Origin of the sequence: Tenacibaculum soleae (genome assembly GCF_001693415.1) — a bacterium.
In the GTDB taxonomy this organism is placed as follows: domain Bacteria; phylum Bacteroidota; class Bacteroidia; order Flavobacteriales; family Flavobacteriaceae; genus Polaribacter; species Polaribacter soleae.
The window spans coordinates 441,435-454,374 of record NZ_MAKX01000001.1; the positions used below are offsets into that span (position 1 = coordinate 441,435).

At 30.6% G+C, this 12,940-nt stretch carries 13 protein-coding genes and 1 tRNA gene; 5 read left to right on the forward strand and 9 right to left on the reverse strand.

Translation table 11 applies throughout. The features are described from left to right. Positions 1 to 55 precede the first annotated feature (55 nt). From BA195_RS01970 to BA195_RS01990, 6 genes are all read right to left on the reverse strand, one after another. The gene (locus tag BA195_RS01970) at positions 56 to 790 is read right to left on the reverse strand and encodes a GNAT family N-acetyltransferase (RefSeq protein ID WP_068701909.1); all 735 of its coding nucleotides are present in this window, start codon (positions 788 to 790) and stop codon (positions 56 to 58) included. Then, positions 787 to 1,236: a DMT family transporter gene (locus tag BA195_RS01975; RefSeq protein WP_068701911.1), complete on the reverse strand. Its 450-nt coding sequence runs from the start codon at positions 1,234 to 1,236 to the stop codon at positions 787 to 789. Before BA195_RS01975 ends, BA195_RS01970 begins: the two co-directional genes overlap by 4 nt. Further along, a complete protein-coding gene (locus BA195_RS01980) occupies positions 1,233 to 1,862 on the reverse strand; it encodes an NAD(P)H-dependent oxidoreductase (protein WP_068701913.1) in 630 nt (209 codons plus the stop codon). Before BA195_RS01980 ends, BA195_RS01975 begins: the two co-directional genes overlap by 4 nt. Positions 1,863 to 1,940: 78 nt before the next feature. After that, complete coding sequence (locus tag BA195_RS01985; RefSeq protein ID WP_068701915.1) at positions 1,941 to 2,540, reverse strand: Crp/Fnr family transcriptional regulator; 600 nt, start codon at positions 2,538 to 2,540, stop codon at positions 1,941 to 1,943. Beyond that, entirely contained in the window at positions 2,541 to 2,777 is a 237-nt protein-coding gene (locus BA195_RS14620; protein WP_084443013.1) for a tetratricopeptide repeat protein, read from the reverse strand. 148 nt (positions 2,778 to 2,925) lie between these two features. Continuing rightward, positions 2,926 to 4,083, reverse strand: a complete 1,158-nt coding sequence (locus BA195_RS01990; RefSeq protein WP_245662308.1) for a DNA alkylation repair protein — start codon at positions 4,081 to 4,083, stop codon at positions 2,926 to 2,928. Positions 4,084 to 4,092: 9 nt separating this feature from the next. Between BA195_RS01990 and BA195_RS01995 the strand changes: the two genes are divergently transcribed. Next, positions 4,093 to 4,728 carry a TetR/AcrR family transcriptional regulator gene (locus tag BA195_RS01995; RefSeq protein WP_068701919.1) on the forward strand — a complete coding sequence of 212 codons (636 nt, stop codon included), beginning with the start codon at positions 4,093 to 4,095 and terminating at the stop codon, positions 4,726 to 4,728. Between the two features lie 67 nt (positions 4,729 to 4,795). On the opposite strand, the gene BA195_RS02000 is transcribed toward BA195_RS01995, so the two are convergent. From BA195_RS02000 to BA195_RS02010, 3 genes are all read right to left on the reverse strand, one after another. Further along, positions 4,796 to 4,866 (reverse strand) — tRNA-Cys (locus tag BA195_RS02000). A 55-nt stretch (positions 4,867 to 4,921) separates the two neighbouring features. Next, a complete protein-coding gene (gene folB / locus BA195_RS02005) occupies positions 4,922 to 5,284 on the reverse strand; it encodes a dihydroneopterin aldolase (protein WP_068701921.1) in 363 nt (120 codons plus the stop codon). Between the two features lie 97 nt (positions 5,285 to 5,381). Then, a complete protein-coding gene (locus BA195_RS02010; RefSeq protein WP_068701923.1) occupies positions 5,382 to 8,195 on the reverse strand; it encodes a WD40/YVTN/BNR-like repeat-containing protein in 2,814 nt (937 codons plus the stop codon). Positions 8,196 to 8,338: 143 nt separating this feature from the next. Between BA195_RS02010 and BA195_RS02015 the strand changes: the two genes are divergently transcribed. The 4 genes from BA195_RS02015 to BA195_RS02035 all read left to right on the forward strand — a co-directional run bounded on the left by BA195_RS02015 (position 8,339) and on the right by BA195_RS02035 (position 12,929). Continuing rightward, positions 8,339 to 9,217: a RimK family alpha-L-glutamate ligase gene (locus tag BA195_RS02015; RefSeq protein WP_068701925.1), complete on the forward strand. Its 879-nt coding sequence runs from the start codon at positions 8,339 to 8,341 to the stop codon at positions 9,215 to 9,217. 459 nt (positions 9,218 to 9,676) lie between these two features. Beyond that, positions 9,677 to 10,984, forward strand: coding sequence for a DEAD/DEAH box helicase (locus BA195_RS02025; protein WP_068701927.1), 1,308 nt, complete (start codon positions 9,677 to 9,679; stop codon positions 10,982 to 10,984). Between the two features lie 8 nt (positions 10,985 to 10,992). Continuing rightward, positions 10,993 to 11,562 carry a Crp/Fnr family transcriptional regulator gene (locus tag BA195_RS02030; RefSeq protein WP_068701929.1) on the forward strand — a complete coding sequence of 190 codons (570 nt, stop codon included), beginning with the start codon at positions 10,993 to 10,995 and terminating at the stop codon, positions 11,560 to 11,562. A 74-nt stretch (positions 11,563 to 11,636) separates the two neighbouring features. Continuing rightward, positions 11,637 to 12,929, forward strand: a complete 1,293-nt coding sequence (locus tag BA195_RS02035) for an aminopeptidase P family protein (RefSeq protein WP_068701931.1) — start codon at positions 11,637 to 11,639, stop codon at positions 12,927 to 12,929. Positions 12,930 to 12,940 lie beyond the last annotated feature (11 nt).

Consider the following 12,940-nt stretch of genomic DNA (forward strand, 5'->3'; position numbering starts at 1 on the left):
TCTAAAAAGAAGTTACAATCTATACATAATAGAAAAAAATTAAACGACCATCCATCTATAAAACGTAATTCTTGATTAAAAAATCAGCTTGAAAACCTAGTTTTAAATACAAACCTTTTCCCATCTCCGAAGCTTGTAAAACCATATATTCATTATTGTTTTCGATACCTTTATTTATCAATGCCTTCATGATTTTATCTGCATATCCTTTTCTACGATTATGTGGAGGAACGCCAACTGAATGTGCGCCAATAATAGAATCAGTTTCAAATGTCAACGTAGTTCCTACAGGTTTGTTTCCATCAAGGGCAAGGTAATAGTTAATGTTTTTTAATGTTTTTAACACTGTTTTATCACCAATCACATATCCAAAAGATTTTTGAAACAGCTCCGCCCAAATATTTGCTTCTTTTTCGTTTGAAACCAGTAATAATTTAAAATTCTCGTTTAACTCATAAGATGTTTCTAATTTTAAAGACATACCTACTTGTTCGAACTTTAATTTGAAATCATTGGCTACAAAAAGCTGTATATTATTATTCGGATAATAATCCCAAATAGGAATGGTAATATTTGAAGAAGTTATTGCTAGCTTGCTTTTTATTTCATCAATATTTTTTTGATCTATTTTTTGATCAAACCACAATCTATTTGGCCATTGCGTTCCAAAAACCTCAGCATATTCAAATGCTGGAAATTGATGATATCCATTAAAATAAACTCCAACTGTTTTCCATAACTCTGTTAAATTTTCAATATTTTTTTGTTGTATATTTTTTTCTTTTTTCATTTTAAATTAATTAATAATATTCCTGATAACATGGTAAAAACACCAATAATTCTTTTAATAGTTATGGGTTCGGTTGGTAAATTTAACCACCCAAAATGACCTGCAATTACAGAAAACGCCAATTGACCAAATAAGCCCAACGATATCATTGTTGAAATACCTAATTTTGGAATGGTATAATAATACAAACTGATACCGATTACGCTAAGCAAACCACCTGTAAACCATAAATAAATTGGAATTTCTTTAATAGTTTCTGCTGTTGGTAAATTTTTAGAGCTTATAAAAATAAAAACAATCGCAAAAACTGTACTACTAAAAAAAGCTGCTACAGATGCCATTAATGGGTTTTTTAATAACACTCCTAAATTAGAATTTAAGCCACCTTGAGCTGCCAAAAAAACACCACCAATTACGGCGAGTAATGATAAGCTGTATTGATTCATATTTCTTGAAATAATTCTGTTAATGGTTTTCTAACTTTAGGGCGAAACTGTGTATGATCTTCTGAAGAACGATAACCAATTGGAGCAATAACTGCTGCCGATAAGTTTTGTGCATCTAACCCTAAAATTTCATTGTATTTTTCAACCTCAAAACCTTCCATCGGGCAAGCATCAATTTGTAATTCGGCACAGGCATTTAGTAAATTCCCAAGCGCTAAATACGTTTGTCTTTTTGTCCAATTGATTTTCTCTTTTGAACTCATTTCATCAATTTTACTTTTCATAAAATCGCCATATTCTTCTAAGTTTTTAACAGCTATTTGTTGTGTATTTGCTGTTAATTCTATAAATGCATCTATATCTTCATTTTTAGCTTTTGTATAATTACAAAACACCAATAAGTGAGAAGCATCTGTAATTTGATTTTGATTCCAAGATGCTGGTTTTAATTTTTCTCTTATTGCTTTTTTTTCAATAATTAACACCTTATACAGTTGCAATCCGTATGAAGAAACGGAGAGTTGTACTGCTTGTTTTATTTTTTCTAAATCTGTAAGAGAGACTTTTTTTGCCGAATCAAAAATTTTGGTAGCATAACGCCAATTTAAATGTTTTATAAGTTCCATAATAATCTTGTTTTATAATGATAACACAAAATTATATGGAATTTAAATTGTTCACATCAACATATGTTGATGTGCTACTTATTTTTTTAAATCTTTTCTAATTCGGCTTAATTGAGTTGGTGTAATTCCTAAATGAGCTGCAATATGTAATTGTGGTATTCTTTGATCAATATTTGGATGTTTGGCGAGTAACATTAAATACCTATCGGTCGCATTTTCCATAACCAAAGCTACTTCTCGTTGTTCTTTTTCTACAATCCAATTTTTTTCTAAATAAGCAATATAAAACTCTTTAAGATCATTATTTGTATCGATAAAATGACGATATTTTTTATAATTTAAACTGATTAAAACAGTTTTTTCCAATGCTTCTAATGTAAAATTTGAAGGTGTGTTTTTTAAATACGAAACCGTTGATCCAGCAAAATCATTTTCTAAAAAAATATTTTTATTGTAAATATTACCATCATAATCGGTTACATAAGCTCTTAAAGCACCTTTGCAAATAAAATGAATTTGTGAGGCGGTTTGTCCGTTACGCAATAACACTTCTCCTTTTTTAAGTTCTTGAAAGGTAACAATGGAAGCTATGAGTGATTTTGAGTTTTCTGAAATAGGAGCATAACTTTCAAATTTTTTAAAAAGATCTGCGATGTATTTTTCTTTGTCAATAGGCATTTATAATTCTTTTAAACTTAATTGATACTTTTTTAAATTAACATCCATTTGTTTTTTTGCTAATTTAATAGCTTTTGTATAAACTTGCTTTGCGTGTTTCTTTTTTCCTAGTTTTTTATAGGCATTTCCCAAGCTATTATAGATAAGAGCCGATGTAGGGAATTTAACAAGGTATATATTATATAGCTCAGTCGCTTTTTTTAATTTATGTCTTTGATTTACAATAATAATTTTCAGCTTTTTACTATGGTAATAATTTTTTAAAAACCAATAGCATAAATGTTTTTAACACACCTCACTAACAACTACAAACCAATTGATTAATTATTATTTTTTTTAACGAATAGTTTCCGGATCATATTATTTAATAACATTGGCTCTATATTTATAATACCAAATCAAAACTCAATTTTTCAAATTCAATTCCGTTTACAATAATGGAAACTTGATGCTTACCAATATGAAATTTACGTGTAGTAATTATTTTAAAAGATTGTTTTCTAATTATTGATGTAGCTGAGTTTTCGGCATATACTTTTTCACTAATTTTAAATACTTTTTTAGCTAAGGTTCCGTTTGCTTTTTGATAATACAAACCATATTCTAAACGAATTTTAGCAGCAATAATATCGGTATTTAAAAGGTGAAATGAAAACATTAAAGCCTCTCCAATTTTTACATTTGGAGTTTGAATTTTAAAATTTTTGATCTTTATTTTATCAATAGTACCAAAACCAAATAAGGTCATTATCTCTTGATTGCCTTCTTTTAACAAAGTTCTACTAGCATGTTTTAAAAGTTTGTCAACCTCAACCGTTTTTCCTTGCCAGTTTTTAACAATATCAATTACAATTACTGGATTGTCTTTTGAAATATCGTTTAAATTATTCGCCACACTTCTACGAACAGATTCTGAAACATCGTTTTTTAAGTTTTCAAGAATTGGAAGAATTTCTGATGGATTTTCTTTTAAAGCAGGAATCCCAATTCCCCAAGGTAATCTTGGTCTACAGCCTTCGGTAGCAAGCCTTCTAACCATTGCATGCTTATGGTTTGACCATTCAAATAACTGTGGAATCATAGTAGATGAATAATTAATTATAAAAGGTCTAACAGCAAATTCACAACTTGTAAATTGCGTTGTTTTTTCGATTGCTTTTACTGAAATCGTATAATTATCCAATCCGTAAACTTCAATAAAATCAGGAAAAAACATATATTCTATGCTTTTTTCGCTTATATTATTTTTTTCTAATTGATCAATTATTTTAAAAATAAAATTTATATTTTTCTCGTAATCTTCTGATAAATGATTTTTTAAAACAACGGTAATATGTCGCATTCGTTGTTTTAACTCTTTGTTATCCCAATCAACATCAAAAATATGTTGGAGAAATGATTGTGTGTCAAAATCAGGAATTACTTGTTTAATAATCTTAGTAAATTGATTAAAAAAATCTTGATTATAAATATTCTTAAATAATTCGGCCATTAATTTTTGTAATTTTGAAGCAAAACTACCAAATACATTGATGTATACCACACTTTAAAAATGAGTAAAACCAAAGAAAAAATACTAAACACCTCTAGAATTTTATTTAATGAATTAGGATATGGCAATGTTACCATTAGAATGATTGCTTTAAAGTTAAATATGAGTTCAGGTAATTTAAATTATCATTTTAAAAAACGTGAAGATATTTTAGAAGCGCTTTATTTTGAAATGGTTGCTACTTTTGATGAACGTATTGCTAATTTAGAGCAACAAACTATCACTTTGGATAAAATGCAAATTGATATTAAAACGAGTATGAAAAGAATGGTTGATTATACTTTTTTTTGGAGCGATTTGTATAATTTACTTTCATTAAATAAAAAGATAAAAACACATTTTAATACTGTTTACATCCGAAGAAAAAATGGACTTGATTTTGTGTTTAATCATTTTATTGAGACACAAATTTTAAAACCTTTTGAGTTTAAAAAAGAACGTGAATTTTTAGTTGAAAGAATGATTAATTTCGGCAATACATGGTTGTATGCATCGTCTATATATAAAAAAGAAGCGTTTACAAACAAGTATATTAATAATCAAACAAATAGTTTAATAGCTTTATTATATCCGTACTTAACCGATAAAGGTAAAAAAGAGTTTCAATTACTTGTGCCAACTTTTTTTGATAAATGAATTTTCAGCAACTATTTTTTATAAAAATAAAAACCTCAATTTCAATAAAGAAGTTGAGGTTTTTTTGAGGTGTCTAGCGGATTCGAACCGCTGTACATGGTTTTGCAAACCATTGCCTAGCCACTCGGCCAAGACACCTTTTATTAATTAAGACTGCAAATTTACAGTTTTTATTTTTTAACGCAAGCTTTTTTTAACTTTTACGCACATCTTTTAATACAATTACTACTTCGGCAACATTACCACCAATTGGCGGATTGATTTTAGCAACGCTAACTTCCGCTTCATCAACCAGTTGTATCTCATTAAAGATTCTATCAATAATTCTTTGTGCAACATGTTCTAATAATTTAGATCGAATTGCCATTTCTTCTTTTACAATATGATTTAAGTGCACATAATCAACAGTATCAGTAAGTTCGTCTGTTTTTGCTGATTTTTGTAAATCTGCTTTCACCTCTATATCAACTCTATATTCTGAGCCTATTTTAGCTTCTTCTTCTAAACATCCATGATTTGTAAATAATCTGATGTTGTTTACACGTATAATTCCCACTTTAAAATTTATTAATGATTATTTATCATGAAAACCAGAAACAAGTTCAGATTATCGAATAAAAACCAAGTATTATCTTATTACAAAAATACTCTTTTTACTTTACATCAAAAGTCTGTTCATTATTATTAATTACAACTTTATAAGTTCCTTTAGGTAAATAATAAACATCATTTTTCGCTTTTTTAACTACTGCTTCTTTATATTTTTTAAGATATGCTTTTCTTCCTTTTACAGAAAAAGAAACATCGTACACCGCTTCATTAAATCCTTTATCAATTGTTACTTCTATCGAGTTTACTAAAATGTCTTTCGCGTAAATTTTTACTTTAGTTTTTCCTGATGTATTACTATAAAACGGAATTGCTACTTCTGGAGTATTTGGTTGTAACCATTTGCTCCATGAACTTCCCCAAGAATCTCTTTTTCTAATATTTTTAATAGAAAAAGCAGCTTCTTGACTATTAAACTCTTGTAAAGGTGCAACATTGGCTTTATACAAACTACGTCCGTGTGTTGCTACAATTAAGTGTTTTGCTGTTGGCTGAATTACTAAATCGTGTACTGCAACGTTTGGTAATCCGTTTTTAAATGATTCCCATTTTGTACCTTTATTAAAAGAAACATACAATCCGTTATCAGTACCTAAGTATAAAATATTTTCTTTCTTCGGATCTTCTTTTATCACATTTACTGGTGATGTTGGAATGGTTTTGCCTATGTTTTTCCATGTTTTCCCATAATCATCCGACATATACACGTAACTTGTAAAATCGTCAAATCGATATCCGTTTAAGGTTATATATAGGCGTTCTTTTTTATGTTTTGATGCAATTACACGACTTACCCATAAATTTTGTGGCAAAGAGTTTGATATTTTTTCCCAACTTCCACCAGCATTTTTACTAACATGTACAAATCCGTCATCAGAACCCACATATAACAATCCGAATTGAAACGGACTTTCAGAAATTGACGTTAACGTTCCGTATGCAACATTTCCTTTTTTTTCTCCTTGTGTTAAATCACCCGAAATTGCCTCCCAAGTATCTCCTTTATCTAATGATCGATGTAATTTATTACCTCCTAAATATAAAATATCTTGATTGTGTTTTGATAACTGAATTGGAGTTTGCCAGTTAAATCGATAAGGTACTTCACCTAACGTATGCTTCGGCTGTATGTATTTTTGTCTTCCTGATGCTCTATCAATACGATAGTAATTACCAAACTGATAGCCTGTATATACAATATTCGGATTACGATCATCAACTGCAACTTGCATTCCATCGCCACCCATTAAACTTTCGTACGGGTTTTTACCTGTTTGTTTCCAGCGCTTATCAATTTTTGCATTGTTGTTTGCTACCCAAACTCCGTTATCTTGCAAACCTCCGTACACTTTATAATTTTTTTGATTATCAGCATAAACCGTATAAAATTGCCCTACCGCAGGCTGATTTGCTTTTATCCAGCTTTCGCCATCATCATATGAAACATTTAATCCTCCATCATTCCCTTCAACTAAATGTCCTTGTTTTTTCGGGTTTACCCATAATGCTTGATGATCGGCATGTACGTTTTCTTTACTGATAGATGTAAATGTTTTTCCACCATCTTTAGATTTAATAATTCCAATACCTAAAACATAAATACTATTTTCATCCTGTAGGTCTACTCTTATTTCACCAAAATAATACCCGTAAGAACTATAAATTCCATCTAAGTAACTTGTGTGCTGCTTTTTCCAATTTTCACCTCCATCTGTTGTTTTAAAAACCTCTGCTCCTATTACAGGTTCTTCAAAAACAATAGCCATTTCATCTTCTAAAAAGGTCATTAATTCTTTTGGTTTAACACCTCCAGGTCTTAATAATTGTTTTGCATTTTCTGCTCTAAATTTTTCTTGAAAACCATAAGCTTTCAAATAATTATCTAAAGTTTTGTTTCTTAACGCTAAAACATCAGCAGAACTTAAATTTTCAAATTGTTTTTTAGAAAGGTTAAAAGATGCTGTTTTCTTACCTTCGGATTTTCTTCTATATTGACTGTCATGTAAAGCGTACACAATGTTTTCATTAAAAACCGCTAATCCAATTCTACCAACTCCGTCTCCAACAGGAAATCCACTTTCATCAGAAATTTTTGCCCAAGTTGCACCTGCGTCTGTAGATTTATAAATTGATGAATTTTTTCCATTACCATCAAAATTCCACGCTTTACGTTCACGTTCCCAAGAAGCTGCATACATTACATTAAAATTTTTTGGTGCTACTGCAATATCTATAATTCCGGTGTTTTCATTAATAAACAGGGTTTTATTCCATGTTTTTCCGCCATCGGTAGTTTTAAAAATTCCGCGTTCGGTATTTGAGGAATATAAATGACCGATTACTCCAACTACAACTTCATCTGAATTGTTCGGGTTGATTAATATTCTACCAATATGATGACTATCTGGTAAACCAACATTTGTCCATGTTTTACCTTTATCCGTAGATTTTAAAATACCAATTCCGGCATAACTAGAGCGCGATGAATTATTTTCACCTGTTCCTACCCAAATAGTCCCACTATTCCAATCAACTGCAATATCACCCACATTTTGTGTTGCTGAATTGTCTAAAACTGGCGTAAGGGTTGTTCCGTTATTGTTTGTATACCAAACTCCACCCGAAGCATATCCAACATAAAATTCAGTAGTATTATTTGGATTTACATCAATATCAACTACACGACCACTCATTACTGTTGGTCCAATGTTTTTAAAAGCGATGTTTTTAACTGTTGATGTTTTAGTTAACGCTTCTTTTTGTTGAAGTGATTGTTGAATTTCTGAATAGCTTGTTGGTTGTTGTGCTATTGCTGCTAATGTAAAAAGAGAAGCAACAAATGTAAAAAGGGTTTTCATTGTTGTTTGTTTAGAGTTGATGAAATTACTACATGTAAAACCTATATCAAAAAAATTAACAAAACATTGGTATTTATAACTTTAAACTGCGTTTTTTTCGACTAAAAAAAGAGTAGATTTGTGATATTTCAACATATAAAACTATGACAATTTTTATTCTTTCTGTTAGCGATCTTATCTATTCAACGCAAAGAATATTTAAAGAAGCTAATCGTCGTGGGCATAAAGTTAAAATTATTAATCACTTGATGTGTTCTATAAAACTTACCAATGGTATATCTGAAATAATTTACAAAGGGGAAAATATTATTGATATTCCGGATGTAATTATCCCCAGAATTGGAACTTCTGCATCGAGACATGGTGCTGCTATTGTTAAAGAGTTTGAAATGAACGGAGTGTATACTACGGCAACTTCTTTAGGTATTTTACAATCGCAAAACAAAGCACGTACCTTACAGATTATGAATCGTAAATATATTCCGATTCCAGATACATTGTTTTCTGTAAACCCTGAAAACATAGGTGAACAAATAGATTTTTTGGGCGGAGCTCCTATTATTATAAAATTGCAAGAAGGTACACATGGGGCTGGTGTTATTTTAGCTGAAAGTAAAAAATCTGCAAAATCGATTATTGACACGATGTATAGTACCAATACGAGTATTTTATTACAAGAGTTTATAGCTGAAAGCAATAGCGAAGATATTCGTGCTTTTGTAATAAATGACAAAGTAGTTTCGTCTATGAAACGAAAAGGTTTGGAAGATGATTTTCGCTCAAATATTCATCAAGGGGGCAATGGATTTAAAGTTAATTTATCATCCGAAGAAAAAGAAATAGCTATTAAAGCAGCAAAATATTTAAACTTACCAATTGCTGGTGTTGATATGGTTCGATCAAAAAGGGGACCGTTGCTAATCGAAGTAAATTCAACACCAGGATTACAAGGAATAGAAGCGTATACGAAAGATAATATAGGAAAAGCTATTGTAAAATCATTAGAAGAAAAACTAACTTAAACCTAATAATCAACCAATTACATTTTTATTTTGTATTATTTTTCCCTTTCTTTAATTCCAATTAACTAATTAAAACAATAAATTTTGGAATTAATTATCAGTTTATTAAGTCGTGCAATTGGAGGTAACGTAGCAGGTGCCTTATTAAAAAAATTCTGGCTAAGAACTCTTTAGAATTCGGTTATAGGTATTTTGGTGCACAACTATTAGGAATGCTTGGTATTGATATTGGTGGTATTTTAGGGAATATTGCTGGTAGCGGTGTTGGAGGGTTAGTACTTTTAATTATTGTTGGACTTATTAAAAGTGCCATGAAAAAATAACCATTTAAAGTATATATTATTAATCAAGACATCTTAAAAGGTGTCTTTTTAATTTTATAATACATCCTAATAAATAGCAGTACCTTTGCAACTTCATAGAAATACTTATTTTAAGTGTATTTCTAAAATAATATATATGACATTTAAATCTTTAGGATTATCTGATGCTTTGTTAAAGGCTATCAGCGAAAAAGGATACGACACTCCATCGCCAATACAAGCAAAAGCGATACCACATATTTTAGCAGGAAAAGATGTATTAGCATCTGCACAAACTGGTACCGGTAAAACAGCTGGTTTTACATTACCAGTTTTACAATATTTATCAGAAACCAAACACCCAAAATACCGACCTGTAAGAGCCTTGGTATTAACACCTACGAGAGAACTGGCTGCGCAGGTTTACGATAATGTAAGAGAATATAGTACGTATTTAGATATAAAATCTACCGTAGTTTTTGGGGGCGTAAAAGCAGCTAGTCAAATAAAAACATTGCGTCATGGTGTTGATTTTTTGGTAGCTACTCCTGGTAGATTGTTAGATTTACATGATCAAAAAGCAGTATCGTTTAAAAGAATTGATGTACTTATTTTAGATGAAGCTGACCGTATGCTAGATATGGGTTTTGTTAGAGATATTAACAAAATTATCAGTTTTATGCCTACAAAGCGTCAAAACTTATTGTTTTCTGCAACTTTTTCAAAAGAAATTAAAAAACTTGCAGAGGGTATTTTAAAAAACCCTGTATCTGTAGAAGCTGCTCCACAAAACTCAACTGCGGATAAAGTTTCTCAAAAAGTATATACAGTTGATAAAGGAAAAAAGACAGAGGTTGTTACCAACTTAATTAAAGATGGTAATTGGAGTCAGGTTTTAATTTTTACAAGAACCAAACACGGTGCTAATAAATTAACTAAAAAATTAATTGGTTCAGGCGTTTCTGCTGCTGCAATTCATGGTAATAAAAGTCAGGCTGCAAGAACAAAAGCATTGGCTAATTTTAAGAGTAACGCTATTCGTGTTTTAGTAGCAACTGATATTGCTGCACGTGGAATTGATATTCCTTTATTGCCACATGTTATTAACTTTGAATTACCAAATGTACCTGAAGATTATGTACATAGAATTGGTAGAACTGGTAGAGCTGGTGCAAAAGGAGAAGCTATTTCTTTAGTGTGTAGTGAAGAAACCGAATATCAAAAAGAGATAGAAAAAATACTGCGTCAAAAATTAAACACTGAAGTAATTGAAGGGTACGAACCTACCGATACTGCAGGGCCAAAAAGAGCAGCAACTCAAAAGAAAAAATCTGGTAACGGAAAGAAAAAAGGAGTAGGCGCTACTCATAGAGGTGCGGTTAATAGAAAACCTAAAAGAGAACGCCCTAGTGATCAATCAAGAAAAAACGAAGGAAAATCTACAAGAAAAAATAAACGTAGATAAACTATAAGATGAATTTTTATAGCTACATAGAAAATGTATTAAAATCTCAGCAGTTTGAAAATCAAATTACTGAGATTTTACGTTTTTTTACTCCGTTAACATTAACAAAAAATAGTTTTTTAGTTAAAAAAGGAAACATTTGCAAATACTTTTGCTATATAGAAAGTGGTATTTTACAACATGCCATTGAAACATCCGAAGAAGAAAAAACTACCTATTTAGCTTTAAAAAATTCATGCACATCTGCCTTAAAAAGTTACTTACAAAAAACACCATCACGCAAAAACATTAAAGCGCTAAGTACTTGTAATTTGCAAGTGATTCTAGTGGATGATTTTAATTATTTACTGAAAAATAATAAAGCATTTCATCAGTTTTATTATAGTTTAATTGAAAATCAAATTTTTTTAATTGATGAATATCGCATTGACTTACTTACACTTACACCAGAAGAACGCTACACAAAACTACTTACCAACGAACCAAAATTACTACAAGAGGTTCCGCTACATTATTTAGCTTCTTTTTTAGGAATTTCTACCAGACATATGAGTAGAATTCGTAAAAATATAAAATAGCGCCAAATGGCTAATATTTGCATAGTATCTTTTCTTATTTTTGAAACACGTTTAGTAATTTAATTGAACCTATTATGAAATACAACCCAATAAACCGTGACTTATTTATAAAAAACCGTAAAAACTTTATGGCGCAAATGAAGCCAAATAGTTTAGCTGTTTTTAACTCTAATGATGTGTATCCGGTAAGTGCAGATAGTATGCTTCCGTTTGAACAACATCGTGATATCTTTTTTTTAAGTGGTGTTGATCAAGAAGAAAGTATTTTAGTATTATTTCCTGATTGTCCGAAGGAAAATTTACGTAAAGTATTATTTTTACGTGAAACTAACGAACATATTGCCGTCTGGGAAGGTGAAAAGCTAACCAAAGAAAAAGCATTAAAAACGAGTGGAATACAAACCGTTTTTTGGTTACAAGACCTAGAAAAAGTTTTAGCAGAAATGATGGCACTTGCCGAAACTGTTTATATAAACACCAATGAACATTACCGTGCTACTATTGAAACTGAAACACGCGAAGCACGTTTTACAAAATGGTTATTAGCAAAATACCCTGCACATTCTGTTGCAAAAAGTAACCCTATTTTACAACGTTTACGCTCATTAAAAGACCCGATAGAACTAGACTTATTACAACAAGCCTGTGACATTACCGAAAAAGGATTTAGACGTGTGTTAGATTTTATTAAACCAGGTGTTTGGGAATATGAAATTGAAGCTGAATTTATTCATGAGTTTATTAGAAATCGCTCTAAAAAATTCGCTTACACGCCAATTATTGCCTCTGGTAACAATGCAAATGTATTACATTATATAGAAAACAATCAGCAATGTAAAGCAGGAGATTTAATTTTGATGGATGTTGGAGCAGAATATGCAAACTACTCGTCAGATATGACAAGAACTGTACCTGTTTCTGGTCGTTTTTCTGACCGACAAAAAGCTGTATACAATGCTGTAAACCGTGTAAAAAACGATGCTACAAAATTATTGATTCCAGGAACTATTTGGGCTGATTATCATGTTGAAGTTGGTAAATTAATGACTTCAGAATTATTAGGTTTAGGTTTATTAGATAAAGCCGATGTGCAAAATGAGGATAAAAACTGGCCGGCCTATAAAAAATACTTTATGCATGGTACTTCACACCATATGGGATTAGACACACACGATTACGGATTGCTACACCAACCTATGGAAGCGAATATGGTTTTTACTGTTGAGCCTGGGATTTACATTCCTGATGAAGGTTTTGGTATTCGTTTAGAAGATGATGTGGTGATACAAGAAACAGGTGATCCTTTTAACTTAATGCGCAATATACCTATTGATGCAGATGAAATTGAAGATATTATGAATAAGTAATTTTTATATAA